The organism is Brevundimonas kwangchunensis, assembly GCF_039523815.1.
In the GTDB taxonomy this organism is placed as follows: Bacteria; Pseudomonadota; Alphaproteobacteria; order Caulobacterales; family Caulobacteraceae; genus Brevundimonas; species Brevundimonas kwangchunensis.
Genome location: NZ_BAAAGA010000001.1, coordinates 343,969 through 369,942, shown reverse-complemented (window position 1 = coordinate 369,942; position 25,974 = coordinate 343,969). Strand labels below are relative to the sequence as shown.

General features: G+C 67.4%; 27 protein-coding genes and 1 riboswitch. Of the genes, 14 read left to right on the top strand and 13 right to left on the bottom strand.

The genetic code is table 11. The features are described 5' to 3' along the window. The first annotated feature begins 41 nt into the window (after nt 1-41). Nucleotides 42-1,316, top strand: a complete 1,275-nt coding sequence (locus tag ABDZ95_RS01785) for a leucine-rich repeat domain-containing protein (RefSeq protein ID WP_343789451.1) — start codon at nt 42-44, stop codon at nt 1,314-1,316. On the opposite strand, the gene ABDZ95_RS01780 is transcribed toward ABDZ95_RS01785, so the two are convergent. Next, complete coding sequence (locus tag ABDZ95_RS01780) at nt 1,313-2,227, bottom strand: hydroxymethylglutaryl-CoA lyase (RefSeq protein WP_343789448.1); 915 nt, start codon at nt 2,225-2,227, stop codon at nt 1,313-1,315. The genes ABDZ95_RS01785 and ABDZ95_RS01780 overlap by 4 nt on opposite strands. Next, nucleotides 2,224-3,903, bottom strand: coding sequence for an ArnT family glycosyltransferase (locus ABDZ95_RS01775; protein ID WP_343789445.1), 1,680 nt, complete (start codon nt 3,901-3,903; stop codon nt 2,224-2,226). The genes ABDZ95_RS01780 and ABDZ95_RS01775 overlap by 4 nt, the downstream gene beginning before the upstream one ends. Nucleotides 3,904-3,960: 57 nt before the next feature. Between ABDZ95_RS01775 and ABDZ95_RS01770 the strand changes: the two genes are divergently transcribed. Both ABDZ95_RS01770 and ABDZ95_RS01765 read left to right on the top strand, forming a co-directional pair. Further along, nucleotides 3,961-4,689, top strand: coding sequence for a glycosyltransferase family 2 protein (locus ABDZ95_RS01770; protein WP_343789442.1), 729 nt, complete (start codon nt 3,961-3,963; stop codon nt 4,687-4,689). 103 nt (nt 4,690-4,792) lie between these two features. Then, on the top strand, nt 4,793-5,230 hold the full coding sequence (locus ABDZ95_RS01765; RefSeq protein WP_343789439.1) for a hypothetical protein: 438 nt from the start codon (nt 4,793-4,795) through the stop codon (nt 5,228-5,230). Nucleotides 5,231-5,361: 131 nt separating this feature from the next. On the opposite strand, the gene ABDZ95_RS01760 is transcribed toward ABDZ95_RS01765, so the two are convergent. The 4 genes from ABDZ95_RS01760 to ABDZ95_RS01745 all read right to left on the bottom strand — a co-directional run bounded on the left by ABDZ95_RS01760 (nt 5,362) and on the right by ABDZ95_RS01745 (nt 7,425). Continuing rightward, nucleotides 5,362-5,715, bottom strand: coding sequence for a hypothetical protein (locus tag ABDZ95_RS01760; protein WP_343789436.1), 354 nt, complete (start codon nt 5,713-5,715; stop codon nt 5,362-5,364). Continuing rightward, nucleotides 5,712-6,314 carry a polyhydroxyalkanoate synthesis repressor PhaR gene (gene phaR, locus ABDZ95_RS01755; protein WP_343789433.1) on the bottom strand — a complete coding sequence of 201 codons (603 nt, stop codon included), beginning with the start codon at nt 6,312-6,314 and terminating at the stop codon, nt 5,712-5,714. The genes ABDZ95_RS01760 and phaR overlap by 4 nt, the downstream gene beginning before the upstream one ends. Nucleotides 6,315-6,371: 57 nt before the next feature. Then, nucleotides 6,372-7,091 carry a PAQR family membrane homeostasis protein TrhA gene (gene trhA / locus ABDZ95_RS01750; RefSeq protein WP_343789430.1) on the bottom strand — a complete coding sequence of 240 codons (720 nt, stop codon included), beginning with the start codon at nt 7,089-7,091 and terminating at the stop codon, nt 6,372-6,374. Nucleotides 7,092-7,227: 136 nt separating this feature from the next. After that, nucleotides 7,228-7,425 carry a hypothetical protein gene (locus tag ABDZ95_RS01745; protein ID WP_343789428.1) on the bottom strand — a complete coding sequence of 66 codons (198 nt, stop codon included), beginning with the start codon at nt 7,423-7,425 and terminating at the stop codon, nt 7,228-7,230. Between the two features lie 313 nt (nt 7,426-7,738). On the opposite strand from ABDZ95_RS01745, the gene ABDZ95_RS01740 reads away from it, so the two are divergent. From ABDZ95_RS01740 to ABDZ95_RS01730, 3 genes are read left to right on the top strand one after another with little or no spacing between them, the layout of a single operon-like run. Beyond that, nucleotides 7,739-8,410, top strand: a complete 672-nt coding sequence (locus ABDZ95_RS01740) for a DsbA family oxidoreductase (RefSeq protein ID WP_343789425.1) — start codon at nt 7,739-7,741, stop codon at nt 8,408-8,410. A gap of 57 nt (nt 8,411-8,467) precedes the next feature. Further along, nucleotides 8,468-8,953, top strand: coding sequence for a hypothetical protein (locus ABDZ95_RS01735; protein ID WP_343789423.1), 486 nt, complete (start codon nt 8,468-8,470; stop codon nt 8,951-8,953). Between the two features lie 51 nt (nt 8,954-9,004). Then, complete coding sequence (locus ABDZ95_RS01730) at nt 9,005-9,400, top strand: endonuclease domain-containing protein (RefSeq protein ID WP_343789421.1); 396 nt, start codon at nt 9,005-9,007, stop codon at nt 9,398-9,400. Nucleotides 9,401-9,787: 387 nt separating this feature from the next. On the opposite strand, the gene ABDZ95_RS01725 is transcribed toward ABDZ95_RS01730, so the two are convergent. From ABDZ95_RS01725 to thiC, 3 genes are all read right to left on the bottom strand, one after another. Beyond that, on the bottom strand, nt 9,788-10,162 hold the full coding sequence (locus tag ABDZ95_RS01725; RefSeq protein WP_343789418.1) for a hypothetical protein: 375 nt from the start codon (nt 10,160-10,162) through the stop codon (nt 9,788-9,790). A 196-nt stretch (nt 10,163-10,358) separates the two neighbouring features. Next, nucleotides 10,359-12,155, bottom strand: coding sequence for a leucine-rich repeat domain-containing protein (locus ABDZ95_RS01720; RefSeq protein WP_343789415.1), 1,797 nt, complete (start codon nt 12,153-12,155; stop codon nt 10,359-10,361). 33 nt (nt 12,156-12,188) lie between these two features. Then, on the bottom strand, nt 12,189-14,150 hold the full coding sequence (gene thiC, locus ABDZ95_RS01715) for a phosphomethylpyrimidine synthase ThiC (protein ID WP_343789412.1): 1,962 nt from the start codon (nt 14,148-14,150) through the stop codon (nt 12,189-12,191). Nucleotides 14,151-14,205: 55 nt separating this feature from the next. Then, a riboswitch (TPP riboswitch) is annotated at nt 14,206-14,314 on the bottom strand. 45 nt (nt 14,315-14,359) lie between these two features. On the opposite strand from thiC, the gene ABDZ95_RS01710 reads away from it, so the two are divergent. Beyond that, complete coding sequence (locus ABDZ95_RS01710) at nt 14,360-14,803, top strand: GNAT family N-acetyltransferase (RefSeq protein ID WP_343789409.1); 444 nt, start codon at nt 14,360-14,362, stop codon at nt 14,801-14,803. Here ABDZ95_RS01710 and ABDZ95_RS01705 read toward each other — a convergent pair. After that, complete coding sequence (locus ABDZ95_RS01705) at nt 14,800-15,417, bottom strand: TetR/AcrR family transcriptional regulator (protein WP_343789406.1); 618 nt, start codon at nt 15,415-15,417, stop codon at nt 14,800-14,802. The two genes, ABDZ95_RS01710 and ABDZ95_RS01705, sit on opposite strands and share 4 nt — an antisense overlap. 257 nt (nt 15,418-15,674) lie before the next feature. On the opposite strand from ABDZ95_RS01705, the gene cuyA reads away from it, so the two are divergent. The 4 genes from cuyA (at nt 15,675) to ABDZ95_RS01685 (ending at nt 18,784) form a co-directional block, all read left to right on the top strand. Continuing rightward, nucleotides 15,675-16,673 (top strand): D-cysteate sulfo-lyase, encoded by a 999-nt coding sequence (gene cuyA / locus ABDZ95_RS01700; protein ID WP_343789403.1) that lies wholly within the window; start codon nt 15,675-15,677, stop codon nt 16,671-16,673. 1 nt (nt 16,674) lies between these two features. Beyond that, the gene (locus ABDZ95_RS01695) at nt 16,675-17,325 is read left to right on the top strand and encodes a glutathione S-transferase family protein (RefSeq protein WP_343789400.1); all 651 of its coding nucleotides are present in this window, start codon (nt 16,675-16,677) and stop codon (nt 17,323-17,325) included. A gap of 3 nt (nt 17,326-17,328) precedes the next feature. Then, nucleotides 17,329-17,991: a cysteate racemase gene (gene cuyB / locus ABDZ95_RS01690; RefSeq protein ID WP_343789397.1), complete on the top strand. Its 663-nt coding sequence runs from the start codon at nt 17,329-17,331 to the stop codon at nt 17,989-17,991. Nucleotides 17,992-18,109: 118 nt separating this feature from the next. Next, the gene (locus tag ABDZ95_RS01685; RefSeq protein WP_343789394.1) at nt 18,110-18,784 is read left to right on the top strand and encodes a hypothetical protein; all 675 of its coding nucleotides are present in this window, start codon (nt 18,110-18,112) and stop codon (nt 18,782-18,784) included. A 50-nt stretch (nt 18,785-18,834) separates the two neighbouring features. Here the strand turns inward: ABDZ95_RS01685 and ABDZ95_RS01680 are convergent, their stop codons facing one another. Further along, on the bottom strand, nt 18,835-19,095 hold the full coding sequence (locus tag ABDZ95_RS01680) for a hypothetical protein (RefSeq protein ID WP_343789391.1): 261 nt from the start codon (nt 19,093-19,095) through the stop codon (nt 18,835-18,837). 511 nt (nt 19,096-19,606) lie between these two features. On the opposite strand from ABDZ95_RS01680, the gene ABDZ95_RS01675 reads away from it, so the two are divergent. Then, nucleotides 19,607-20,542, top strand: coding sequence for a nucleoside hydrolase (locus ABDZ95_RS01675; RefSeq protein WP_343789388.1), 936 nt, complete (start codon nt 19,607-19,609; stop codon nt 20,540-20,542). Then, complete coding sequence (locus tag ABDZ95_RS01670) at nt 20,539-21,384, top strand: ribokinase (RefSeq protein WP_343789385.1); 846 nt, start codon at nt 20,539-20,541, stop codon at nt 21,382-21,384. Before ABDZ95_RS01675 ends, ABDZ95_RS01670 begins: the two co-directional genes overlap by 4 nt. Here the strand turns inward: ABDZ95_RS01670 and ABDZ95_RS01665 are convergent. Both ABDZ95_RS01665 and ABDZ95_RS01660 read right to left on the bottom strand, forming a co-directional pair. Further along, a complete protein-coding gene (locus tag ABDZ95_RS01665; protein ID WP_343789382.1) occupies nt 21,381-22,070 on the bottom strand; it encodes a Crp/Fnr family transcriptional regulator in 690 nt (229 codons plus the stop codon). The genes ABDZ95_RS01670 and ABDZ95_RS01665 overlap by 4 nt on opposite strands. Before the next feature lie 68 nt (nt 22,071-22,138). Beyond that, nucleotides 22,139-22,837, bottom strand: coding sequence for a Crp/Fnr family transcriptional regulator (locus tag ABDZ95_RS01660; RefSeq protein WP_343789379.1), 699 nt, complete (start codon nt 22,835-22,837; stop codon nt 22,139-22,141). Nucleotides 22,838-23,037: 200 nt separating this feature from the next. Between ABDZ95_RS01660 and ABDZ95_RS01655 the strand changes: the two genes are divergently transcribed. Continuing rightward, nucleotides 23,038-25,878 carry a M16 family metallopeptidase gene (locus ABDZ95_RS01655; protein WP_343789376.1) on the top strand — a complete coding sequence of 947 codons (2,841 nt, stop codon included), beginning with the start codon at nt 23,038-23,040 and terminating at the stop codon, nt 25,876-25,878. Nucleotides 25,879-25,974: the final 96 nt, after the last annotated feature.

The following is a 25,974-nucleotide window of genomic DNA, read 5'->3' as shown; positions in this document are numbered from 1 at the left end:
TGGCGACGTCGAAGGCAGGGCGGGGCGCGGCATGCTGGGACATGACCCAAGCCATCGAAGACGCCGCCTGCCTCTCCGCCCTCACTGGAGCGCTGGGGCATGGGCCGCCGTTCAGCGACGCCGAGCTCGGCGGTCTGCGGACCCTTACCGTCACCGGCGCGCGGTCGCTCGAGGGGCTGCAGGCCTGTAGCGGCCTGACCCATCTGCGCATCATTGGCTCGGAGATCGACGGGCTGGCGGTCTGCCGGGCCATGCTGGCGCTGGCGCATCTGGAGGTGATCGCGACGCGGATCGGATCGTTGGCGGGCATAGTGTCCTGCGCGGGGCTGGAGCGGGTGGATTTGCTGTACACCTCGCTGACCAGCGCCGCCGACCTGCTGGGCCTGGAGAACCTGCGGCGCGGGGCCCTGTTCGGAAATCCTTGGGACGACCAGAGCTGGGAGGCGCTTCAGGCCGTGGCTGCGTCCGGCCTGCTCATCGACCTGCCGGCGGGGTTCGACTGGTCGGCGACGCGTGAACTCTGGGAAGGACATGGTCTTTGCTGCGGACCTGTCGCGGGCGGCATGAGCATGGTCGTCCGGCCGGGGCTGCCGATGCTCACGGCCAATGCCTATGATGCAACAGCGATCTCTTTCGTGCGTCATGACCTGACGAAGCCGGACTTCAGCGCCGCGAAATTGTTCGAGGATTATGCCCACCGTATCGGCTGCCCGGACCTGTCCGAGCACGCCAACGGCCGGATCCTCGGCCGGGGTGACGTTATGCTGAGTTGGATAGACGGTTCGCCGTTGCCGGCCGGCGACAAGGCGATGCTGGCCCGGTTTGTCCAACGGTTTCCGAGCATCACCTTCTACGCCCTCAGTCAGACACGGATCGATTGGGAGGCGGCCCATGACGCCTACACCCTGCCGCAGTGGTTCGTTGACCTGCGCCGGACGCTGGAGAGCTGGCTGCCCCGTCCGCCCTTCATCCCGGTTCGCTTTGCCGACGGCGGGCATTTCTCGGTGGCGGGCCGGTCATTCTACCTCGCGCAGTACGGTCATGGGGCTGACGAAGACGAGGCGCTGACCGCCGCGGGCTTCATCAACATCGGTCTGGCCGTCGATGATTCGCGCATCTTCCTGGCCATGCAGCTGAACGGCGGGGATCGCCAGATCTACACATACGATGTCCTCGATGCCGGGCGGGCGATCTACGAAAAGAGGGATCCGGTTCCGTACTTCACGCCGGTGGCGGATTCGTATTTCGAGCTGCTGGATCGCGTCGTCGCCCTGCTGCCGCAGGACAAGGATCCGATCCTCGCTGTCGAGCTCTAGCGGGGCCAGCCGCCGGCGCGGCTGAGGGCGCTGGGGGCGGGGCGGCCGATCTTCTCGCCGATCCAGCGGGCGCTTTCGATCAACTGGTCGAGGTCGTAGCCGGTCTCGAACCCGGCGCGCTCCAGCATGTAGACGAGGTCCTCTGTCGCGATATTGCCGGTCGCGCCCGGCGCGAAGGGACAGCCCCCGATGCCGCCGACCGAGGCGTCCAGCACGTCGACACCCGCCTCGACCCCGGCGTACGCATTGGCTAGGCCGGTGTTGCGGGTGTCGTGGAAGTGCAGGCGCAGGGTGGCGTCCGGCGCAGCCCTGCGCGCGGCCTCGACCTTGCGTGTGACGCTCCACGGATCACCGACGCCGATGGTGTCGGCCAAGGCGATCTCCTCGACGCCGAGCTCGGCGATGCGGCCGACCAGATCGGCGACCTGATCGACGCCGACCTCGCCGTCGAACGGGCAGCCCCAGACACAGGACAGGGTCGCCGACAGCGACGGCGTCGCGCCGGGCTGGGTTAAGGCGTTGGCGCGGCCGGCGACGATGTCGGCCAGCATCTGCACCTGCTGATCGACGGTCAGGCCTTGGTTCTTCAGTCCGAAGCCGTCGGTGGCCGACATGGCGACATTGACCTCGTCAACGCTGGTCCCGAGCGCCCGGTCATAGCCCTTGCCGTTGAGGACCAGGCCGATGCGGCTGCGGCCGGTCTCGTGCGGCAGGGCGACCATGACCTCCTCGGCGCCGGCCATCTGCGGCACATATTTCGGATGGACGAAGCTGACGGCCTCGATCCGGCGCGCGCCCGCGGCCTCCAGCCGGCGTACCAGATCAGCGCGGACGGCGGGCTCGAGCACGGCCTTCTCGTTCTGCAGCCCGTCGCGGGGACCGACCTCGACGATGGTGATCTTGCGGCTCATCGGGCGCGCTCGACAGCGCGGGCGGCCGCGCCGGGCGGGGCGTAGACCGTCAGCTCGACGTCGTCGCCCTGCGAGTAGTTGTGGCCGTTGACCACGCCGACCGAGCGACCGGTGACACCCAGGGCGGCCTCGGCCTGATGGAAGTCGCGCTCGAGTCGTTCCTCGACGATGGCAGGGCGTCCCTCGGCCAATGCACGAGCGGCGCCGGCGGCGTCGGTCAGCTCGGTCTCCCGGCCCGTCAGGAAGACGAAGCTGGGCTCATGATAGCCGGCGATGGCGACGGGGCCGGGGCGGCCCTGACGCGGATGCAGGTCGGCGCGCTCCAGCACCTGCTGCAACTGCGGCGAGACCGACAGCGGGCGGAGTTGGCGCAAGGTGCCGGCGAGAGCGCCGTGGGCGATTACGCCGAGGGTCAGGGAGACGATCACCGCCGTCACCGCCGCGCGGTGCATCATCAGGAAGGCGCCGATCAGGCCGGCCAGCACCGCGAAGACGATGGTCAGGGTGGCCCAGGTCTGGGCCGTCGACTTGCCAAACTCGGTCAGCCCCACGACCACGATGGCGGCGAGCACCAAGCCAGCGGCGACCGAGAACCCGGCGCCGGTGAGGCGCGAGATCTTGCCGATGGGCCGGGTCAGGGCGGCGGCGGCCAGCAGAGCCAGCGCGCCGAAGGCCGGCAGGTTGTAGTGGACCAGTTTGGTGGGGGTCAGCTCGAAGATCAGCCAGGCCGGAACCAGCCAGCAGACGAGGAAACGGATCGCCGGCTCCGCACGCCGGTGCCAGCCGGTCGAGACGGCGGCGGGCAGCATCAGCCCCGCCGGGAAGAAGGTCAGGAAGGCGATCAGCAGATACAGCCCCGGAGGCGCGCCGTGGCTCTCATGTCCACCCGCAACCTTGGGCGCCAGATCCCCGGCAATGGCCTCGCGCCAGAACCCGCCGTCGGTGGCGATCGTGATGGCGATGGCCCAAGGGCCGACGATCAGGGCGACCAGCGGCAGACCCCAGCCCCAGCCCAGCCGGCGCATCCATTTGAGGTCGCGGTCCCAGATCGACAGGGCGATCATGGCAGGAGCGATCACAACCAGGCCAATCGGGCCCTTGATCAGGATGGACAGGCCAAGACCGGCCCAGAACAGCAGCTTGTGCGGTCTTCGCGGTATCTCGCCGGCCCGTGTCGCCAGATAGATCCGCGCCAGCGCAGCCATGCTCAGGGTGACCGCGCCGCACAGCATGGCGTCGGTTTTGGCGATGCCCGCCTCGGTCGACAGCAGGAAGGTCGCGCCCAGCATGGCCCCGGCGAGGAAGCCCGCTCTCTGCCCGAACATGGCGGCCCCGGCCCAGGCCACGGCGGCGGCGGCCATCATGGCGCCGAGGATCGAGGGGACGCGGTAAGGCTGGATCAGCCGGTCCTCGACCTTGGATGTCGCGGCCACAGCGACCGCCTGCATCCAGTAGATGCCGACCGGCTTCTTCCAGCGCGGTTCATCCTGGAAGCGGATGTCGACGTAGTCGCCGGTCTCCAGCATCTGGGAGGTCGCCTGGGCGTAGCGGCTTTCGTCGCGATCCAGCGGCGGCAGAAGAGCCAGCACGGGCAGGCCTGCGAACAGGGCGACGAGGGCCGCCAGCAGGGGGCCGCGCCATCCGGCGATGTAACGATCGAGGTCGAGGCGCGTCATGTTCATCTTCCTAACACGCCGCTTTGGCCCGCGTCAGCCATCGGCTAGACAGGGATTATGACCGAAGCCGCTCCCGACATTTCCGTCGTCGTTCCCGTTCATGACGAAGCCGGCGCCGCCGGCCCGCTGGCTCGCGAGATCGCCGCGGCCTTCGCCGGACGGTCGTTCGAGATGGTGTTCGTCAATGACGCCTCGAAGGACACAACGCTGGACGAACTCCGCGCGCTGCAGGCCGAACTGCCGATGCTCCGGGTGCTGAGCCACGGTTCGAACGCCGGGCAGAGCCGAGCCGTGCGCACCGGGGTGCTGGCGGCGCGCGCGCCGATCGTGGTGACGCTGGACGGCGACGGACAGAACCCGCCAGCGGATGCACCGAAGCTGGCCGACCTGCTGATCGCCTCGCCCTCGACGGTGGCTCTGGTCGGTGGGGTGAGGGCCAAACGTCAGGATACCGAAGCCAAACGCTGGGCCTCGCGCTGGGCCAACCGCATCCGCAAGAAGCTGCTGAACGACGATGCGGCCGACACGGGTTGCGGGCTGAAGGCCTTCCGCCGGGAGGTCTTCCTGAAACTTCCCTATTTCGATCACATCCACCGCTACCTGCCGGCATTGATGATCCGGGAAGGCTATGAGAACCGGTATCTGGACGTGGATCACCGCCACCGCGAGACGGGCCAGTCGAAGTATACGAACTGGGGCCGGCTGATGGCCTCGTTTTCGGACCTGCTGGGCGTGATGTGGCTGAAGACCCGCGCGCGTCAGCCGGGCGCGATCAGCGAGTTCTGAGGTACTCGCCCGTCAGGCGAGCGGGCGTAGCCGTATGGAGCGAAGCGAGGTATGCATCGTTAACAAGCGCGGCCGTTGAGGCCCGCCTGATGGAGCTCCCGCGATGCTGATCGCCCTTCCGCTGCTCGTGATCCCGGTGGTTCTGTACAATCTGGTGGTCCTCACCAGCGTGCTGGGCGGCGGGGATGCTTCGGCGGCTGCGGCGGGCGCGGATGCTGTTCTGCGCGATCCGATGTTCTCGATCCCGATGGCCTCGGGGACCAGCTGGAACGTGGGCGCGGGTGACCTGATCCTGTTCCTGGCGTTGATCCTGCTGTTCTTCGAACTGCTGAAGTCGACGTCGAGCCAGAAGGTCGCGATCGTCAATCACGCCCTGTCGATGATCCTGTTCGTGATCTGCCTGGTCGAGTTCCTGCTGATAAAGGGCTTCGCGACCTCGACCTTCTTCCTGATCGTGACCATGGTCATGCTGGACGTGCTGGCCGGCTTTATCGTGACCATCATCTCGGCCCGCAAGGACCTGGATTTCGGGGGCGTCTAAGCCCTCAGGAAAATGCCACGAAGATCAGCGCGACGACGGTGACGTCGATGGTGCGGGCGAGGTGGGCGAGCATGGGGCGGTCCGGAAACGGTCAGTGACCGCCGCTCCGCAGCAAGGACCGTGCCGGTCCCTCAGATGTCAGTATCTTCCTTGCGGCCGGGCTTCGGCCGGCGATCGGATGCGCCGGAATGTGCGGTTCCCAGATAGGCGGAGCGGGCCGCGTCCAGCACGGGCGGGCCGCCCTTCAGGCCACGGCGCTGCCCGGTCTGGCCCAGCATCTGGGCAGCGAAGATCGCGACGCCTCCATCGGCGGGCGGCGGGGTCGGGGCAGGTCTTGCCGGGGGCTCGGCAGCTTCGGCCTGAGGCGGGTTGACCGGGACGAGGGCGCGGGACGTGGAGGCGGCGCGACGCTCGGCCGTGCGGCGATCGGCGTCGCGGCGGTCGCGACGCTCTACGGGACCGATCGCGCGCACCTCGTCGGTCATGACTTCGACAGCTTGTCCAGCTGGGCCCGCATCTCGTCCATCTGGCGACGCATCTCGTCCAGCGGATCGGACTCGGAAGCTTTCGGCGCCTCGGTCGGTTGAGGCGTCGGACGGGCAGCCGCTGCGGCGCCGACGCCGCCGAAGCCCGGCCACATCTTCATGGCCTCGCTGAACAGGGCCATGTTACGCTTCACCGCCTCGTCCATCAGGCCCGCGCCCGGCGTCGCGCCGAAGGCCTTGGTGAACTGGCCGCGGATCTGCTCCTGCTGGCGGGCGAAGCTGTCCAGCGACATCTCGAGATAGCTGGGCAGTACGCTCTGCATCTGGCCGCCGTAGAAGCCGATCAGCTGGCGCAGGAACTGGACGGGCAGCAGGGCCTCGCCGCGGCTCTCTTCCTCGAAGATGATCTGGGTCAGGATCTGGCGGGTAAGGTCGTCATTGGTCTTGGCGTCGAAGACCACGAACTCGGTCCCGTCGCGGACCATCTTGGCGAGGTCCTCGAGGGTCACATAGGCGCTGGTGGCCGTGTTGTAGAGCCGGCGGTTGGCGTATTTCTTGATGACGACCGTGTCGCCGTTACCCGTCTTCCTGTCAGCCACGCGCTGTTTTCCATTCCCTGTTGCAGCGCCCACTTTCCGCGCTGCGAGCGCGAAAGTCTAGCCGACGCCGGCGGCGGCCGGAGCCAGCACGACGCCGACCAGCACGGCGGCCCAGTGGACCGAGGCGCCGGCCACGACGAAGCCGTGCCAGATGGCCCGACGGAACTTCACCTTCGGGCTGATGAAGATGAAGACGCCGGCGGTGTAGATCAGGCCGCCGATGACCAGCAGGGCCAGGGCGGCGGGGTGGACGGTGTCCATCATGGGCTTCAGCGCAATGACTGCCAGCCAGCCGAAGGCGACGTAGACGGCGCTCCAGATGGCGTCGGACAGGCGCGGCAGGACGATCTTGGCGAAGGCGCCGCCGAGGCCCACGGCCCAGACCAGCAGGGTGAAGCCGATGGCCCAGGCGCCCTCGAAGCGCTGGGTCGTGAAGGGGGTGTAGCTGCCGGCGATCATCAGGAAGATGGCCGCCTCGTCGAGGCGCCGCAGCACGGGGCGCGCGGCGCAGGGACGGGTCAGGTTGTAGACGGTCGAGGCCGTCAGCATGGCGATCAGGCACAGGGCGTAGAGCGCCGTGGCGACCACCGCGCCGACCCCGGCATAGACCGCGGCCAGCGCCGCCAGCACGATCCCGCCGACCGCCGCGAGGGTCAGGCCGACGACATGCACCACCAGATCGGCCGTCTTCTCGGCCGGCGAGGTGTAATGCTCGATCATGTCCAGCTCGTCCGGCGTGCAGACGCGCGTGGCCAGTCGTTTCAGATGCATGAGCATGGCCTCTTCAAACCTCTTGCCCTCACTTCGTTCCGGAAGAATGGGCCGCGCCAGTGACCGGGCGGTGAACGGAGGCTTCAGAAGGCGGGAATCCGTCCGGCTGAGGCGCCGGGGCCACGCTTTTGCTGACGCACGGTCAGGCTTCGCTGTCGCGCGCGAAGGTCTCGACCGGCGTGCCGAGGCTGTGCAGCTCGACGTGGCTGTAGTCGCGGGTGAGCAGCAGCCGCATGCGGGCCAGCTCGCGGGCCTCGAACTCGTCGTCGACGTTGGCCAGGGCCTCATCGACAGGATCCGTGCCCGATGCATGGTGCAAGCGCAGGGTGAATTTGGACAAGGCACGACTCCCGAAAGGTAAAGAGCGGGAGTGTTCGAACGACCCCTTGGCAGGGGGTGGACCAATATCTCTCAGCCGCGACATGCTGGTTTGATACGCATCGGCTCGCGGTGAAGCCAATCTGCACCGTTCTCGCGCTGAAGTCGAATGAAATCAGCAATGTACGCCAGCCGACACGGAAAAAATTACCGATTAGTCACCTGAAAACGCGTCGTTTTTCGCGAAGAGGGCGAGAGAGACGCACGGTCACGTGAAGGGCTGGCGCGCGCCGATCACGCCCCCATATCCCGGTTTCATCATCCGGAAGCGCGCCATGAACAAGCCCCTGCACATCGACTTCGTGTCGGACGTCGTCTGTCCCTGGTGCGTCGTTGGCCTCGGCGGACTGGAGACGGCTCTGGACAGGCTCAAGGCCGAGGGCGTCACCGCCGACGTCCACTTCCAGCCCTTCGAGCTGAACCCGAACATGGTCCCCGAGGGCGAGAACATCGTCGAGCACATCGGCGCCAAATACGGCTCGACCCCGGAACAGTCCGCCGCCAACCGCGAGATGATCCGCGAGCGGGCCGCATCCGTGGGCTTCGAGATGAAGATGACGGCCGACAGCCGGATCTGGAACACCTTCGACGCCCACCGCCTGCTGCACTGGGCCGGCGAGGTCTCGCCCGACAGCCAGAAGGCGCTGAAGCAGAGCCTGTTCGCCCGCCACTTCACCGAGGGGAAGAACATCAGCGACGCGGGCGTGCTGACCGCAGCGGCCGAACAGGCCGGGCTGGACCGGGCCGAGGCGGCCGAGGTGCTGGCGTCCGGCCGCTATGTCGACGCCGTGCGTCAGGCCCAGGCCCTGTGGCGTCAGCGCGGCATCAACTCGGTCCCCGCCGTGGTGGTCGAGGGCAAATACCTGATCTCGGGCGGGCAGCCGGCCGAGGTGTTCGAGGACGCCCTGCGCCGCATCGCCGCCGAGCCGAAGACGCAGATGGCCTGACCCTCGACCGGAGACGGCGCGCGCGGTAAGCCGGGCGCCGTTTCCGGAGAGACCGCGATGATCGAACTTCTGACCGCGGCGCTTCTGACGACCGCAGCGCCGCAAGCCCAGGCCGCGCCGCAAGGGCAGCGCATCGGCCAGTACATGCTGACCCGCTATCAGGACGACTGCGTGCTGATGCGGCAGTACCGGATGCAGGGGCAGGTCTATCATCTGTGGATCGACAGCAACGGCCGGTCGGCCAGCCTGCAGGTGCTGAGCCCGCAATGGCGTGACACGGCCAACCAGAGCTTCACCCATCGCCTGAGCCTGAACGGCGTGGTGGTGGCCGAGCAGATGCAGGGCGTGCGCGGCCCCGAACGCACCGGCGGCTTTGCTGTCGGCACCGACGCGGCGGCCATGCTGGAGCTGCTGCCGGAGGTCACCACCATCCGCATCGACGACGCCAACGGCGCCCTGCTGTGGGGCGGCTCGACGGCCGGCCTGGGCGAAGCGATCGCCGGGCTGCGGGATTGCGTCGCGGGGCTGGGGCGGGAGCTGTAGGGTTCGTCGCAAACTGGTTGCCGCGATGGCGCTGCGTGAGACGCTGCCGCCATGTATGCGCCCAAGGCCGCCGTCGCGAAGGCACGCGATCTGCGCCGCCGCCTGAGCCTGCCGGAAGTCATCCTCTGGACGGTGATCCGGGGGCGACGACTGGGCGGCGTTCCTTTCCGTCGCCAGCATCCGGTCGGCCCTTACATTCTCGACTTCTATTGCGAGGCCTCCCGGTTGGCTGTCGAGGTCGACGGCTCCGGACATGAGGATCCCGACCGGGCGCGTCATGACGCTCGCCGCACGGTGTGGCTGAACGCGCAGGGCATCGCCGTCCTGCGCATCCCCGCGCGAGACGTGCTCGACAATCTCGAAGGCGTCCTCGCCACCCTCAAAGCCCGCGCCGCCAATCCTCCCCCACCGGGGGAGAGGGACCGCGAAGCGGTGGAGGGGGCTTGAGTTCGGCGTGATGTCTGACGTGAGGCGGCGCGCGGTTCCGGCCCCCTCCACCATGCTGCGCATGGTCCCCCTCCCCCGATGGGGAGGATTTCGGGAGGCGCGCGCGGGACTGATGCAATTGATGCAATCGATGCATTCGACATTCTCGCACCTCCCTTCGCAGCCTTGAGGGCGGGCACCATAGGGGCGTGATGCGTCAGAGTTTGTCGTATGCCTGAATCTTCCGCTCATCCCCGCGAAGGCGGGGACCCAGCACATACAGGTGTTCAGCAGAGACGCTTCGCAGCGCGCTCCGGATAGCCTGCGTCCGACCTGACCGCGGCACTGGGTCCCCGCCTTGGCTGCTCCGCGCCGCCCTACGGGTCGCGGGGATGAGCGGAATTGAAACTAGCCCGCCCGCGCCGCCCGCTCGTAATCCGCCAGCGGGAACTGCGGCGCGCTGCAGGCGGAGGTGGTCAGGACGCCGTCCTGGACGCGAGCGAGGATGACGGTCTCGCGGCCCATCTCGAACCGGACGCCGCACATCGGGGCGTCGGTGGCGTGCATGACGGCGAGCTCGGCCAGGGCCTCGCCCTTGATCGTCCGGCTGACCTCGAACCGGGCCATGTGCATGGCGTGCGGCCAGTCGTCGCCCATGGCGTGGTTGGAGAAGGACGTCATCCGGCCGACGAACATGACGTCCGCCTCGGCCAGCTGCTGCGCCGCGCTGTCGTGCCGCACGCAACTGCAGGCCCACGCCGCCCCGGCGGCCAGGACGGGCACGATCAGGGCGGCGAGGAGGACGGGGCGCGCATGCGGGGATGGAGCGCACGGGATGTGGCGGGATGATGGTGGCTTACGCCGCCTTGCCGCTGGCCGGTTTCGACAGGCCGTCGTCGTCGGCGGTGATCAGACGACCCTTTCAGCCCGGAGGCGGCAGGGATCGCAGCGGTTGGGCGATGATGTTGCGCAACGCGACCTAGCTGTCAGCACCCGCTTGATCATCGTCAATCTCCATCCCTTCGGCGACTTTGTTTGCGGCCTTTGCCAGCGGGGCAAAGCTGGCTGCCAGCATCGCCATCCCAGCAATAGGGCCGGCTAGCATGGCGACAAGCCCCGCCGCACCCGCCTTGATTGCGCCGGACACTACCGACTTCGTGGCGTCGCCGACCGCCTCTGGAATCGCTGCTTTGAATTGTTTCCAACTGTCCCCTGCGACTGGACCCAGTTCCTCCATTGTTCGTTTCAGAGGGGTAACTAGGAAGTTCCGGATGCCCAGAAGCTGGAGGCTCGCAAGCGTCGCACGGCGTTCGATTGCAGCCGCTCGCGTGACCTCGCTAGAAGAGGTATCGACGAGTTCGCTTAAAACTCCGATTTCGTACTGCCCATCTAGCAGCGCCTTTATCGCCGAAGGGGCGACGACATCGGAAGACTCCGCAACGCGGATAATTTCCTGCGTAGCTGCGCTGAAATCGCGCATGTCTGTTTGAGATGACTGGAACTCAAGCGCCTGTCTATTGGCGTCAATGGTTCGTGCACCAGGGTAAACGGCAAGCAAATCTTCCAAGCTCAATGCGGCGTCTATCACTGCCGCCCTGACACCAGTTTCACTCTCATTCTCGCCAGAAAAATAGGCGGTTGAAAGCGCTTGCAACGTTCGGAGGCGCATCAGTAACACGCCATCTCTAACGGCTGAGGATCCTCCAGATATCTCGCGCAGAGAATTGCTAAGGGCGCTGTGCAGAAGCGGGTCTGCGCGGTTGCCTTGCAACTGACTTAACGCATATTCGAGTTTTTCTTTGAGTATTTCTATTATCTCGTCAGCGGTTTTCTCGCTGAACGGTGCTTGCATATGAGGGAGAGCTTCTATTCGCTCATCATGCCAAGTAAAACTGTAAGGCGCAGGTCTCTGTCCGAGGGCAACCTCTTCCCTATCATCTTCCCGAGCTGCTTGGGCCAAGCCGTCGCCAGCGCCAATAATTTTGCCGGCTTCAATCGTTCGTCGAGGATTACGTTCTTTGGAAAGATCTTGGAGTTGTTCAGAAAGGAATGCACAATTCTTGAAGGTTAGGCCGCTTTTGCCAAGTGGGTTGAAAAGGCGGTGTAATCCTCTCAGCACAGTTAGGTCAGACACGCCCGTTGAGCTGATATCGAGGTCGCTCAATCTCTGTAGAGCTGCCAGCGGCGCAAGTTCTCTGACGTCTGTATTGGATACATTGAGGGATGTAAGGCTGACTAGTGGGGATAACGGTTCAAGATACTTAACCTTTGTTCCGCTCACTGAAAGTGTTCTCAGCGAGGGTAGATTGGTCAATGGGGACAAATCATCTATGGGCGCTCCGTTGGCGCGTATAGTGAGTAGATTCTTACAGTTCGATACCGGCGATAGGTCTGATATCAATGTGTTTGATATGTACAGCGACCACAAATGCTCAAGATTTGCTAGCGGTGAAAGATCTAGTACGAACGTGTCGTCTAAATCTAATGAGAACAGCTTCTCCAGTCCGGCCAGAGGGGTAATATCAGATATGGAGGTATCGTCGAAACTTAACGAAGCCAGTCCCTGAATCTGGGTTATTGAAGAAGGGATTTCTGTAAGCGCAGTGAGGTCACTGAAGCTTAGAGAATTTTCTTCAATTTCGACAGCGAGTCGGATGCGGCGCTTCGCCTCCGCAAAAGCGGCTTTCTGCGCTTCGACACTAGGAACCTGTCTTGCCAATGTCTCACCTCGCAGTTCGCCAAAGCGAAAGATGGCCTCTGGAATCGAGTCGCTCAAGCCTCTGCGATTCTCTATCCGTTTCCGGTATCCTCACACCTTCACCTCCACCACACCGCCCCCGGCCCTGAACTTCGCGCTCATCTCCGCCATCCCGGCCTCCGCCTCGGCCAGGCTGCCGCCCGCGTCGTTCTGCGCCTGCGCATCTCTCCGGATGTCCTGGCTGATCTTCATCGAGCAGAATTTCGGGCCGCACATGCTGCAGAAGTGGGCGGTCTTGTGGGCTTCCTTGGGCAGGGTCTCGTCGTGGTATTTGCGGGCCGTTTCGGGGTCGAGGCCGAGGTTGAACTGGTCTTCCCAACGGAACTCGAAGCGGGCGCGTGACAGGGCGTCGTCGTGGGCGCGGGCGGCCGGGTGGCCCTTGGCCAGGTCGGCGGCGTGGGCGGCGATCTTGTAGGTGATGACGCCGTCCTTGACGTCCTGACGATCCGGCAGGCCCAGGTGCTCCTTGGGCGTGACGTAGCAGAGCATGGCGGTGCCGAACCAGCCGATCATGGCCGCGCCGATGGCGCTGGTGATGTGATCGTAGCCCGGGGCGATGTCGGTGGTCAGCGGCCCGAGGGTGTAGAAGGGCGCCTCGTGGCAGTGCTTGAGCTGCTCATCCATGTTGGCCTTGATCTTGTGCATCGGCACGTGGCCGGGGCCCTCGATCATGACCTGACAGCCGTGGTCCCAGGCGATCTTCGTCAGCTCGCCCAGGGTGCGCAGCTCGGCGAACTGGGCCTCGTCATTGGCGTCGGCGATGGAGCCGGGACGCAGGCCGTCGCCGAGAGAGAACGACACGTCGTAGGCGCGCATGATCTCGCAGATGTCGGCGAAATGCTCGTAGAGGAAGCTCTCCTTGTGGTGCGCCAGACACCACTTGGCCATGATCGAGCCGCCGCGGCTGACGATGCCCGTGACGCGGTTGGCGGTCAGGGGCACGAAGGGCAGGCGCACGCCGGCGTGGATGGTGAAGTAGTCGACGCCCTGCTCGCACTGCTCGATCAGGGTGTCGCGATAGACCTCCCAGGTCAGGTCCTCGGCCACGCCGCCGACCTTCTCCAGCGCCTGATAGATGGGCACGGTGCCGATGGGGACCGAGCTGTTGCGGATGATCCAGTCGCGGATGTTGTGGATGTTGCGGCCGGTCGACAGGTCCATGACGTTGTCGGCGCCCCAGCGGGTGGCCCAGACCAGCTTGTCGACCTCGTCGTCCACCGAGCTGAGGACCGCCGAGTTGCCGATGTTGGCGTTGATCTTCACCAGGAAGTTGCGGCCGATGATCATCGGCTCGACCTCGGGGTGGTTGATGTTGTGCGGGATGATGGCCCGGCCGCGGGCGATCTCCTGACGCACGAACTCGGGCGTGACGAAGTCGGGGATGGAGGCGCCGAAGTCCTCGCCGTCTCGGACGCAGGGGGCCGACTGCTCGCGGCGCAGGTTCTCGCGGATGGCGACGTATTCCATCTCTGGGGTGATGATCCCCGCGCGGGCGTATTCGTATTGGGTGACGGGGCGGCCGGGGACGCCCTTGAAGACCTGATGGTTGGAGACGTCGAAGCGCGGGGCCAGGTGCTTGCCGCTGGCGTGGCCGTTGTCCTCGGGCTTGACCTCGCGGGGATCGGCGACCGGGGCGATGTCGCCGCGATCCAGCTGCCAGCTGGACTTCACCTTCGGCAGGCCGCGCTTGATGTCGATGGTCACCGACGGGTCGGTATAGGGGCCGGAGCTGTCGTACATGGTCACCGGCGGCTCGTTGGCCGAGGGGTGGACGGCGACCTCGCGGAAGGGGACGCGGATCTCGGGGTAGAGCTCGCCTGCGACATAGACCTTCACGCCGCCGGCGCGCGGGCCGGTGGGGATGCGGCCGTGCTCTGCGGCGACAGCCCTGCGGGCGTCGGCGAGCGGGAGCTCCACATTTGGTTCGTGGCTATCGCTCGCGCCGCGGGCGCTCGCTGCTTGAGCCAGGTCGAGCTCTTCCGGCGTGACGGGCGGGGTGACGATGATGTTCATGGCGGCCTCAAGACGTTTGAGGTCCGCCGACGTCGGGCGTGGGTCCTGTGGCGTCCGGACCGCGCGTTACTCATCCCTTCGCCGGCATGACCCGGATCAGGTTCGACGGGTCAGGCGGCTACGCCAATCTCAGCCGCTCGATTGCGACCCCCCGGAGAACGCGCGGAAACTGCGCTTGCCGGTCGCGGGGGTCAAGTCGATGATTGGGTATGGATATCGCCCGCCCCTATCAGACCGCCGACCGCGACGCCTGTCTGGCCCTGTTCGACAGCAATGTTCCGCGCTTCTTCGACGGGGCGGAGCGGGACGGCTATGCGGCGTTTCTGGACGAGATGCGCTGGCCCTATCAGGTGATCGAGCGGGATGGACGGATCGTCGCCTGCGGCGGCCATGCGGTGGAGCCGGACGGGCGAACGGTGTCGCTGTGCTGGGGCATGGTCGAGCAGGGGCTGCACGGGCAGGGGCTGGGGCGGATGCTGACCGAGGCACGGCTGGCGGCGGCGCGGGCCGAGCCGGGCGTGACCAGCGTGCGGCTGGACACCGGACAGCATACGACCGGCTTCTACGAGCGGTTCGGCTTCGTCATCGAGGGCGTGGTGAAGGACGGCTATGCGCCCGGCAGCGACCGGCACGACATGCGGCTGACCTTCTAGTCCGGGAAGGCGACCAGCAACTGGTCCAACGCGGCCTCGATGCGGGCCCAGCCGGCGTCGTCCAGAGCCACGCCGCCGACGCCGGGGCGGGAGCCGGCCGACAGGGCCAGATGCTGGACGGCGGCCAGAAGCACGGCGTTCAGGGCGACGGGATCGCCCTCGGGCGGGACGCGCAGGCGGGGGCGACGCTCGCGCATCCAGGCCTGCAGCACGGCGGCGCGCTGGTCCTCGATGCGGTTCAGCAGGGGCGAGGACTCCACCAGCGCCCAGGCCATCAGGCGCAGGGTCAGCGGGCTGGCGCGCAGGGCGGCGATCCAGGCGGCGAGGCTGAGGCGGGCGAAGGCGCGCAACGAGGCGGCCTCTTCGGCGGGCGCGGCGTCCAGGGTGCGGACGAGACCGGCGTGGGCGCGCGCGGCGATCCTGTCGACCACGCCGTCGGCGCCCTCGAAATAGCGATAGACCAGCTTGCGGTCGCAGCCGGCCTCGGCGGCGAGCGTCTGGACGTTCAAGCCGGGGAAGCCGTCGCGCAGCAGGATGCGCTCGCCGGCCTCGACGATGAGGCGCTCGGTCGAGGCGCGGTCGCGCAGTCGGGCGGGCTGGGTCGATTCGGCCATGGGGACAGGATCGGACCTGTCACCTGAGTCGGGCAAGCGCCTGATCGATTACGGTGCTTGAGACAAGGTACGGCCCCGGTCTTCGTCGGGGGGCGTGGAAGAGACCGGGGCCGCTTGAAGGACTTTGTCGAGCGCGCATCGCCGCAAGGTCCGATGCGATAACCGGGATCGCCGGGTTCGGTTCCCGACATTGCCGGAGATATTCTCGCGGCGGCTCGGGTGCTAAGGCGGACGCGCGTATCAACGGAGTGTTTCGCATGCACCTCGCCCGCTTTCCCCGCGTCCGACTGGCCCATCTGCCGACGCCGCTGGAGCCGCTGCCGCGCCTGAGCGAGGCGCTGGGCGTGGAGCTCTGGATCAAGCGGGACGACTGCACGGGGCTGGCCGGCGGGGGCAACAAGACCCGCAAGCTGGAGTTCCTGCTGGGCGAGGCGTTCGAGCAGGGCGCCGACACCCTGGTGACCCAGGGCGCGGTGCAGTCGAACCATGTGCGCCAGACGGCCGCGGCGGCCGCTGCGCACGGTCTGGCCTGCGAGGTGATCCTCGAGGAGCGGACCGGGTCGAAGGCGATCGACTACACCCGCAACGGCAATGTGCTGCTGGACCGGCTGTTCGGCGCGGGAATCCGCACCGTGCCGGGCGGGACCGACATGCCGGCCGAGCTGGAGAAGACGGCGGCCGAGGTGCGGGCGCGCGGCGACAGGCCCTATGTAATCCCCGGCGGCGGCTCCAACCCGGTAGGGGCGCTGGGCTATGTCGATTGCGCGCGCGAGATCGTGGTGCAGGCCGACGAACTGGACCTGAAGATCGACCGCATCGTCACCGCGACGGGCAGCGCGGGGACCCATGCGGGTCTGGTCGCCGGACTGGCGGTGATGGGAACGGACATTCCGGTGCTGGGCATCGGCGTGCGGGCGCCGAAACCGAAGCAGGAGGAGAATGTGCTGAAGCTGGCGCGCGAGACCGCCGCCCTGCTGGGCCGACCGGACACGGTGACGGCGGAGATGGTGGTCGCCGACTGCGACTATGTCGGCGAGGGCTATGGCTTCATCGACGCGGCGGTGATCGAGGCGCTCAAGCTGGCGGCGCGGACCGACGGCATCGTCCTGGACCCGGTCTATTCCGGCAAGGCGATGAAGGGGCTGATCGCCCTGGCGAAAGCCGGTCGGTTCGAGGGCGAGACGGTGGTCTTCCTCCACACCGGCGGGGCGCAGGGGCTGTTCGGCTATCAGGGCGAACTGGACGGGGCGCTTTAGGATGAAGCCGGTCATCACCGCCTTCGAGGCGTCGCCCGACAAGGGCCGCGGGCTGGCGCGCGACATGCAGGTGCGCTGGGCGCTGGAGGAGGTCGGCCGGGCCTATGACGTGCGGCTGGTCTCGTTCGCGCAGATGAAAGAACCGGCGCACAAGGCGATCCATCCGTTCGGCCAGATCCCGACGCTGGAGGAGGACGGGCTGGCCCTGTTCGAGTCCGGCGCGATCGTGCTGCACATCGCCGAGAGCGCGCCGGGCCTGCTGCCGGCCGATCCGGCCGCGCGGGCGCGGGCCATCAACTGGATGTTCGCCGCCCAGACGACGGTGCAGGCGCCGATCGTCGAGCGCGAGGGCGCGGTGCTGACCGAAGCGGACAAGCCGTATCACGCCGAGCGCCTGCCGATGCTGGAGCAGCGCATCCGCGTGCGGCTGGACGACCTGTCGGCCCGGCTGGGCGACGCCGACTGGCTGGACGGGGAGTTCAGCGCCGGGGACCTGATGATGGTGACGGTGCTGCGCCGTCTGGGCAGTTCGGGGATGCTGAACGACTATGCCAACCTGACCGCCTACATCGCGCGGGCCGAGGTGCGGCCGGCGTGGACGCGGGCCTTCGCCGACCAGTTGGCTGTTTTCACCGCCAGCCAGAAGGGCTGAGGCGTGGGCAAGATTCTGGGCATCCTCGGCGGCATGGGGCCGGTCGCGACGACGGCCTTCATGGCGCAGGTGCAGGCGCTGACGCCGGCGAAGGGGGACGAGGATCACATCCGCATGCTGGTCGACCTGAACCCGCATGTGCCGAACCGCCATACCCGGGGCGAGGCGGCGGGCCGGACGCTGGGCGAGATGGCGGTGCGGCTGCGCAACGCCGGAGCCGAGGTGCTGGCCATGCCGTGCAACACCGCCCACGCCCATGCGGACGCGATCCGCGCGGCGGGCCTGCCCTTCATCGACATGATCGCTGCGACAGTGGAGGCGGTCGCCGCCGGCGGCGACCATCGGATCGGGGTGCTGGCCACGCCGGGCGGGGAGGCGCTGTACGACGAGGCGCTGACGTCCGCGGGGCTGGAGATGGTCCGGCTCGACGAGGGTGATCGGAAGGCCTTCATGGCGGCCGTGTTCGCCTTCAAGGCCGGCGACCTGACGGACGGACCGAGGGCGGAGATGCGGCGGCTGGCAGGCGCGCTGGCGGAGGCCGGCGCCGAGGTCATCATCGGCGGCTGCACCGAGGTGCCGCTGCTGCTGCGCGCCGAAGAGAGCCCGGTTCCGCTGACGGACTCGGCGGAAGTTCTGGCGCGGGCGTGTGTTGAGGCGTGTGGGTGAAGCGGTCGCTGGGGGAGGCCGCAATGGGTGGAAAGCGGACATCGATCGGCGATAAGCTAAAGCCGTCGCGCTCCGGCGGGATTGGGGAGCACAGACATTGAAGAGGGTGATATTCCTGTTGGCGGTCGGACTGACCGTAGCCTCGGGTTGTAACTCGGCGAAGACTGCTGTGACGCCTGCTCAATGCCCCGCTTGGCAAAACATCGACTACTCTGAACTTCCCACGCATCTTAATGATGACCCTAACGATGCGCTGCTGGAAGGTGTCTGGAAAAACTGGGCGGCCACGGAAAGCGATGTCTCGTGGGGCATCGACGACCCCACCTCCACTATCCACTTCATAACCTCTCCCGGCGGCCTGACCACCGATCCGACCATACGTGAGATCGTTGGACGTCGATCTGCTGCGGGGTGGGAAATCTACGCACGATCAACCCCGGCCAGCTCCCCGCAGTCCCTTCAGTGGACTGACTGGCGACAAGTTCGCCTTACTCCACAGGGCGAACGGCGAATCAACTCGGTTCTGGATGATCCGTGTTTCTGGGCTGCTCCGCGCTTCTTGGACGGGGAGGTCCGCCTTATCAACGGACGCGGCGATTCCAGACCTGACGGCCCCTCCACCGGGTATGACGTGAGACACCACAGCAGGCGTTGGGGCGGTTGGCATTTCTCGTGGTCGCTCGGGCCTCAAGGCCAACTGCGGTCGATACTTTTGGCCGAGGCGTTCGGACTGCCGGAGGGCGTGGACGACGATATCGGACCGAATGGCTGGTTCGATTGGCCCAACCGCTAATGTCCGCAATGGGTCGGGAAGAGAAGTTCCCCTAAGGGTGGAAAACAGACCTACGGTCGCCGTTCTTCGCCAGCGGCGTAGCGGGGCATATCAGCGATTGCGAAGGCGAAGGCGTCCCGGATTTCAGTCTGACTGAATCCAGCGTCCCAAAGCTCGGTCATCAGGCTGTTGATCGCTTGGGGCAGGAGGGGCTGATCGAGCCAGGGGTTGGTTTGATGAAGGGCCTTTAGGTCCAGTCCGAAACGCCACACGACGTCCGACAACCTCAACTGCCAAGCGTCGTTCGGGCTATCGGGATCAAAGTCGGTCATGCCTGAAGTCTAAGGCGCGCTCCAACTTCCGCAACGGGTGGAAAGCGGACAGGGGCATGGGACTCCATCGGACCGCTCAATAGGCCTTGTATCCTGCCCTACCCATGGCGATTGCTTACCTGCATTTGTCTGCCAGCACCTTGTGCGTGGATCGGGCCTTGGCTTTATCGAGCCTTCAGGCGAGCAGGAGCCGGACGCCTCAGATGAACTCGCGGCCTGGTGTAACGATTGTGAAGCGTCTCGAGCCCAGCATGACGGTTGGAACGATGAATCAGAGGCCTTCGCGAAGGTCACGTTGATCTGTGGCGTGTGTTTCGAGAACGCTCGCATTCGCAACGCCTAGCAACGTCCGCAATGGGTCGGCAGGAGACTTCCGTCTGTGGTCGATAAACCGACCGGGGATACCTCGCCCCACACTCCGCGCCTTGGCAGCAGCCGAAGTGCGGCCGGCGGCTGAAGGCAGACGCTGTCCTCCCTTGCCCTCCAGCGCGACCCGCTTCACACCCGGCTGGTGAACAGACGATCTCTCATCATCGATTGCGACCCGGGCGTGGATGACGCCGTGGCGTTGATGCTGGCCTTCGGGGCCCGTGAAATGGAGCTGCTGGCGGTGACGACCGTGGGCGGGAATGTGCCGGTGGAGAAGACCGCGCGGAATGCGCGGATGCTGCGCCAGATCGCGGGGCGCGGGGATGTGCCGGTCTTCATGGGCGCCGAGCGGCCGTTGAAACGGGTGTTGGGCACGGCGACGGATTTCCACGGACCGGAGGGGACGGGCGATCTGGAGCCGTTCGAGCCGGATCTTCCATGCGCGGACGGGCATGCGGCAGACGCCATCGTGGATCTGGTCATGAGCCGGCCGGCGAAGTCGGTCGCCTTGGCCGTGCTGGGACCGATGACCAATCTGGCGCTGGCGCTGCGCAAGGAACCTGCGCTGGCGCAGCGGCTGGGCGCCGTCGCCGTCATGGGCGGGGCGCGCAGCGAGGGCGGCAATATCACCGCCTCGGCCGAGTTCAATATCTGGGCCGATCCCGAGGCCGCGGCCGAGGTGCTGGCGACCGGATGCGAGGTCGTGATGTTCGGTCTGGACGCGACGCATCAGGTGCGGGCGACCGAAGAGCGGATCGCGGCCATCGAGGCGCTGGGTACGGCGAAGAGCGATGCGGCGACGGCCATGCTGCGGTTCTCGCAGCGGGTCGAGCGGACCATCGTCGGCTGGGACGCCTCGCCCCTGCATGACCCCTGTCCGGTGGCATGGCTGCTGAAACCGGAGCTGTTCGAACTGGCGCCCTGCCTGATCCGGGTGGAGACCGACAGCGAGCTGACGCGCGGGCATACGGCGGTGGAGTTCCGCGAGGCGGTGGCCGGGGAGCCGCTGCGGCACCGCTGGGCGACGAAGGCAGATGCGGACGGGGTATTCGGGCTGATCGGGGAGAAGTGCGCATGAGGATCACGGTCGTCGGATCGATCAATCTGGACTTCGTGGCGTCGGCGCCGAAGCTGCCGGACGACGGGGAGACCGTGACCGGGGCGACGCTGGCGCGGCATCCGGGCGGCAAGGGCGCGAACATGGCGCTGGCGGCCCAGCGGCTGGGCGCCGAGGTCTGCATGATTGGTCGTGTCGGGCGCGATGCCATGGCCGAGGAGGCGATGGCCCTGCTGCTGGCCGACGACGTCGATGTGGGCGGGGTGATCGGCGACGCCGATGCGGCGACGGGCGTGGCCCTGATCGCCGTCGATCCGTCCGGCGAGAACCAGATCGTGGTGGCGGCCGGGGCCAACCATCAGGTCTTCCCCGAGCAGCTGCCGGCCCGCATCGAGGGGCCACTGGTGCTGCAGCTGGAACTGCCCATAGAGACGGTCGAGGCGGCCGTGGGGCGGGCGACGGACTTCGTCTGCGTGAACCTGGCGCCGGCCCAGCCGGTGTCGGATCAACTGCTGCGCCGGGCCGACCTGATCGTGGTCAACGAGACCGAGGCCGCCTTCTACGGCGACCTGATCCACCACGGCGGCGGGCGCGTGGTGGTGACGAAGGGGTCGGCCGGGGCGACCATGTACCAGCGCGGGGTCGAGATGGCCTGGGCGACGCCGCCGAAGGTGACGGCGATCGACGCCACCGGCGCGGGCGACTGTTTCGTCGGCGCGATCACCGTGGCCCTGCTGGAAGGCATGGAGCCGCAGGAGGCGCTGACCTTCGCCTGCGCCGCCGGAGCCATCGCCGCGACGCGGGCGGGCGCTCAGCCGGCCATGCCGACCCGCGACGAGGTGGACGCGATTCTCGAAGGCTAGGCCGCCGCGGCCGTGTGCACGATGATCTTGCGATAGCACTCGCAGGAGGCGCGCTCGAGCGCCTTGCGATCCAGCACCCGGACCTGGCCCCGGGCGTAACGCACGGCGCCTTCGGCCTGCAGCAACTGGGCGGCCTCATTCACCGTGGTGCGCTGCGAGCCGAGCATGGCGGCCATGTACTCCTGCGTCAGCTGCATCACGTCGCCGTCCGCCCGGTCGTGGCAGCGCAGCAGCCATTTGGCGAGGCGGCGATGGGCCGGATGCAGGGCGTGACAGGCGGAGGTCTGCTCCAGCTCGCGCTGGATCTCGGCGTGATAGAGGGCCAGCGTGCGGCGGATCGACGGGTGCTCGTCGACCAGCATGCGGATGCGGGCCGTGTCGACCTTGAGAGCCTCGCCGGTGATCTGGATGGTCTGGCGCGAGGCGGAAGTCATCGGGATGACCGTGGCTTCGATGCCCGCGACGCCCTCGCGGCCGACCATGAAGGCCTCGACGGAGCGGCCATCGGCCATCTCGTTGACCGTCGAGATGATGCCAGACACCGGGAAGTGGGCGTGCAGGATCCGGTCGCCGGGCGTTACGAGGTCGTCGCCGAGGATCAAAGGCACGCGCGTGGCGCCGTCGAGGATCAGGTCGCGATCCGCCTCGGGCATCCGATCAAGAAGGGCGTTGCCGGTGTCCGCCATGGGTTCGCTCCTCGCTCGTGTTCAGGACGAGGCGGGAACGGAAGCGAAGCGGTAGGGTTCCGCGCGGATCAGCGCTTCGGCGACCAGCGGAAGGTGTCGGCGGCGCGGTAGCATTCGCAGGCTACCCGCTCGAGCGCGGCGCGGTCCAGGACGGTGATCCGGCCGCGGGAATAGGAGATGGCCCCGGATTTCTGCAGGGCCTGCGCCGCCTCGTTCACCGTGGTGCGCTGGGAGCCCAGCATGGTGGCCAGATACTCCTGCGTCAGGTTGAAGGAGGCGCCCTTCACCCGGTCATGGCAGCGCAGCAGCCATTTGGCGAAGCGCTGATCGGCGCGATGCAGGGCGTTGCAGGCGGAGGACTGCTCCAGCTCGGCCTGAAGGCTGGCGAGATAGCTGGCGAGGACGGCGCGCAGGCCGGGGCGGTCGCCGACCAGAACGCGCAGACGCGACGCCTCGATGCGGCGGGCGACGCCGGCGACCTGGGCGACGTTGCGGGTGTGGGCGGACTGCGGAACGCTGGCGGCCAGAGCCCCGGCGACGCCCTCGCAGCCGACCATGACGGTCTCGACCGTGCGGCCGTCCTGAAGCACGGCGACGGCGGAGACGATTCCCTGCTCAATGAAATGGACGTGGTCGATCGAATCGCCGGGCTCGTGGAAGACATGGCCGGCGTCGAATTCGGTCACGACGGTCTGTGCCAGCAGGGCCTCGCGGTCATCGGACTCCAGCGCGTCGATCAGTCTGTTGCCAGGCGAAAAGGCGGTCATATCCGGCGCATACGGCGAACCGTGGCCGTTCGTCTGTCGGAAGTCGACTTAAGCGTGACGTTGGCTTTGTCGCAGTCCGGACGACCCATGGAGGCTGGAATATCGTCCTGTCCGGCGGTGTATATTACCGTCCTGTAACTAGGCGGCCGGCGGGTGCGCTGTCAGGGTCCGGCCCCTCAGTCCCAAGGGGGAAAACCGATATGACCCGCACCCTGGCCCTTCTGGGCGCTTCGCTGATCGCCCTGGCCGCGCCGGCCTTCGCCGCGGCCGCGCAGGAGCCGGCCGCGATCTCTGTGCCGCCGCTGCAGTTCGCGCACCGGGAGCTGTCCAACGGGCTGGACGTCTACTCCATGCCAGACCCCTCGGCCGGCACGGTGACGGTGACCCTCTGGTATGACGTGGGCGGCAAGGACGATCCGGAAGGCCGGTCAGGCTTCGCCCACCTGTTCGAACACATCCTGAGCCGCAAGACGGTGAACCTGCCCTACGGCCAGATCTCGACCCTGGTCGAGAACGCGGGCGGCAGCCGCAACGCGTCCACCGGGCAGGATTTCACCAACTACTACGAGACCGTGCCGCCGCAGTATCTGGAGACCATGCTCTGGACCCACGCCGAGCGGATGGCGCGGCCGGTGGTCGATCAGGCGGTGTTCGACGCCGAGCGGTCGATCGTGAAGGAGGAACTGCGCCAGCGGGTCTATGCACCGCCCTACGGCCGGCTGCAGCGCTTCGTCATCGGCGACAACAGCTTCGACGAGAGCATCTATCGCCGCAGCGTGATCGGCTCGATCGAGGAGCTGGACTCGGCGACCATCGACGACGCCCGCGCCTTCCACGAGGCCTACTATCGGCCGGCCACGGCGACGATGATCGTCTCGGGCAATTTCGATCAGGCCGAGCTGGACCGGCTGGTGGATCAGTACTTCGGCGACATCCGCAATCCGGATCGCCCGGTGCCGGTGTTCGAGCGTCCGGTTCCGACGCCGCGCACCCGGCCGCGCCTCGTTGAGTCCTACGCCCCGAACGTGCCGCTGCCGGCGATTGCGGCCATCTATCCGGGTGTGGCGGCGAACCATGCCGATGCGGCGGCGCTGGACGTGCTGTCGGGCATCATGTCGCGGGGCGAGAGCTCGCGCCTCTATCAGTCGCTCGTCTATCGCAGCCAGCTGGCCTCCGGCGCCTTCCTGAGCTCGGGCTCTATGGAGGAGGACGGCTCGATCACCGTCAGCGTCACGGTCGCCCAGGGCAAGGCCATCCCCGATGCCGAGGCCGCGCTGAACGCCGAGCTGGACCGCATCCGCGACGAGCCGGTCACCGCCGCCGAGCTGGCCGAGGCCAAGATGGAGATCGTGGCCTCGGAGCTGCGTCAGCGCGAGACGGCCTCGGGCCGCGCCTTCATCCTGGGTCAGGCGCTGGTCTCGGAGAACGATCCGCGCGCGCCGGATACGCATCTGACGGCCATCCAGGCCGTGACCGCCGCCGATGTGCAGCGCGTGGCGCGGCAGTATCTGAACGAGCAGGCCCGCGTCTCCATCCGCTACCAGGACGAGAGCCAGCATCCGGAGGGCGTGCCGGAGGACAGCTGGAAGAATCCGGCGCCGACCCCTACCTTCGTCAGCGTGCCGCCGGCCATCCTGCCGCCGAACGAACTGCTGCCCGAGGGCCAGCGGATGGCCCCGCCCGCGCCGGGCGCGGCCCGCGCCGCGGTCGCCCCGACGGTGGTCGAACGCACCCTGTCGAACGGCATGCGCGTGATCGTGGCGAAGTCCACCGACCTGCCGATCATGAACGCCCAACTGATCATCGGGGGCGGCGCGGCGGCTGACCCGACCGATCGTCCGGGCGTCGCCTCGATGACCGCCGACCTGGCCACGGCCGGCGCCGGCGGACGCACCGCGCCGCAGATCGCCAGCACGATGGAGGCGCTGGGCGCCAACATCGGCGGCGGGGCGGATGCGGACGTCACGGGCCTGTCCCTGTCGACGCCGATCGCCTCGGCGGATCAGGCGGGCGCGGTGTTCGCCGATGTGGTGCGCAACCCGACCTTCGCGGCCGAGGAGGTCGAGCGCTCGCGGACCCGTCGCGCCAACGCCCTGCGCGTGAACCTGCGTCAGCCGGGCCCGCTGGCCAGTCTGGTGCTGAACCGTCTGGCCTTCGGCGAGGCGGCCTATGGCGCGCCGTCGTCAGGCACCCCGGCCTCGATCGGCGCCATCACCCGCGACGAGATCGTCGGCTTCCATCAGCGCTGGTGGCGTCCGGACAACGCCACGATGATCATCACCGGCGGCATGGAGCCGGAGGAGGCCTTCGCCTTCGCCGAGCGGACGCTGGGCGGCTGGACGAAGCCGTCGGGCGCCATCCCGACGCTGGGCGACCGTGCCGGAGCCGTGCCGGCGCCGCGCATCGTCGTCGTGGACCTGCCGGGCGCCGGTCAGGCGGCGGTCAGCGCCGCGGTGCGCGGTCCGCGCCGCGCCGATGACAGCTTCTATCCGCTGTCGGTGGTCAACAGCATCATGGGGCAGGGGCAGAACGGCCATCTGTTCCAGGAAATCCGCGCCAAGCGCGGCCTGAGCTACGGCGCCTATTCGACGCTGGGCGCGCGCCGCGACGGCGGCCTGCTGGCGGCCTCGACCCAGACCAAGAACGAGAGCGCGGCCGAGGTCGTCGGGCTGGTGCTGCACGAGTTCGACCGCCTGCGCACCGAGGCCGTGACCGATCAGGCCGTCACCGACCGCGAGGCCTTCATCAATGGCGGCTTCTCCCGCGGGCTGGAGACCACGGGCGGTCTGGGCGGCACTCTGGCCAGTGCGGTGACCTACGGCCTGCCGCTCAGCGTCATCGAGACCTATCCCGCCAGCATCAGCGCCAATACGCCGGACACCGTCCGCGCGGCGGCGCAGGCGGTGAGTTCGGAGCAGGCCTATGTGGTCGTGGTCGGCGAGGCCTCGATGTTCATCGACGCCCTGCGTGCAGCCCATCCGGACGTGGTGGTGATCCCGGCGGCGGAGCTGGATCTGGATAGTCCGACGTTGGGGCTGTGAGGGGGTGACCCCTCCGTCTCGCCGGCTGACGCCGTCGAGCCACCTCCCCACTGCGTGGAGAGGTGAACGCGAACCCTCACCTCTCCACCGAAGGTG

What these genes read in the sequence shown, in the direction of transcription:
- ABDZ95_RS01785 (WP_343789451.1), top strand. Translation starts at nt 42, where the DNA reads ATGACCCAAGCCATCGAAGACGCCGCCTGCCTCTCCGCCCTCACTGGA.
- ABDZ95_RS01780 (WP_343789448.1), bottom strand. Translation starts at nt 2,227, where the DNA reads ATGAGCCGCAAGATCACCATCGTCGAGGTCGGTCCCCGCGACGGGCTG.
- ABDZ95_RS01775 (WP_343789445.1), bottom strand. Translation starts at nt 3,903, where the DNA reads ATGACGCGCCTCGACCTCGATCGTTACATCGCCGGATGGCGCGGCCCC.
- ABDZ95_RS01770 (WP_343789442.1), top strand. Translation starts at nt 3,961, where the DNA reads ATGACCGAAGCCGCTCCCGACATTTCCGTCGTCGTTCCCGTTCATGAC.
- ABDZ95_RS01765 (WP_343789439.1), top strand. Translation starts at nt 4,793, where the DNA reads ATGCTGATCGCCCTTCCGCTGCTCGTGATCCCGGTGGTTCTGTACAAT.
- ABDZ95_RS01760 (WP_343789436.1), bottom strand. Translation starts at nt 5,715, where the DNA reads ATGACCGACGAGGTGCGCGCGATCGGTCCCGTAGAGCGTCGCGACCGC.
- trhA (WP_343789430.1), bottom strand. Translation starts at nt 7,091, where the DNA reads ATGCTCATGCATCTGAAACGACTGGCCACGCGCGTCTGCACGCCGGAC.
- ABDZ95_RS01740 (WP_343789425.1), top strand. Translation starts at nt 7,739, where the DNA reads ATGAACAAGCCCCTGCACATCGACTTCGTGTCGGACGTCGTCTGTCCC.
- ABDZ95_RS01735 (WP_343789423.1), top strand. Translation starts at nt 8,468, where the DNA reads ATGATCGAACTTCTGACCGCGGCGCTTCTGACGACCGCAGCGCCGCAA.
- ABDZ95_RS01730 (WP_343789421.1), top strand. Translation starts at nt 9,005, where the DNA reads ATGTATGCGCCCAAGGCCGCCGTCGCGAAGGCACGCGATCTGCGCCGC.
- thiC (WP_343789412.1), bottom strand. Translation starts at nt 14,150, where the DNA reads ATGAACATCATCGTCACCCCGCCCGTCACGCCGGAAGAGCTCGACCTG.
- ABDZ95_RS01710 (WP_343789409.1), top strand. Translation starts at nt 14,360, where the DNA reads ATGGATATCGCCCGCCCCTATCAGACCGCCGACCGCGACGCCTGTCTG.
- ABDZ95_RS01705 (WP_343789406.1), bottom strand. Translation starts at nt 15,417, where the DNA reads ATGGCCGAATCGACCCAGCCCGCCCGACTGCGCGACCGCGCCTCGACC.
- cuyA (WP_343789403.1), top strand. Translation starts at nt 15,675, where the DNA reads ATGCACCTCGCCCGCTTTCCCCGCGTCCGACTGGCCCATCTGCCGACG.
- ABDZ95_RS01695 (WP_343789400.1), top strand. Translation starts at nt 16,675, where the DNA reads ATGAAGCCGGTCATCACCGCCTTCGAGGCGTCGCCCGACAAGGGCCGC.
- ABDZ95_RS01680 (WP_343789391.1), bottom strand. Translation starts at nt 19,095, where the DNA reads ATGACCGACTTTGATCCCGATAGCCCGAACGACGCTTGGCAGTTGAGG.
- ABDZ95_RS01670 (WP_343789385.1), top strand. Translation starts at nt 20,539, where the DNA reads ATGAGGATCACGGTCGTCGGATCGATCAATCTGGACTTCGTGGCGTCG.
- ABDZ95_RS01665 (WP_343789382.1), bottom strand. Translation starts at nt 22,070, where the DNA reads ATGGCGGACACCGGCAACGCCCTTCTTGATCGGATGCCCGAGGCGGAT.
- ABDZ95_RS01660 (WP_343789379.1), bottom strand. Translation starts at nt 22,837, where the DNA reads ATGACCGCCTTTTCGCCTGGCAACAGACTGATCGACGCGCTGGAGTCC.
- ABDZ95_RS01655 (WP_343789376.1), top strand. Translation starts at nt 23,038, where the DNA reads ATGACCCGCACCCTGGCCCTTCTGGGCGCTTCGCTGATCGCCCTGGCC.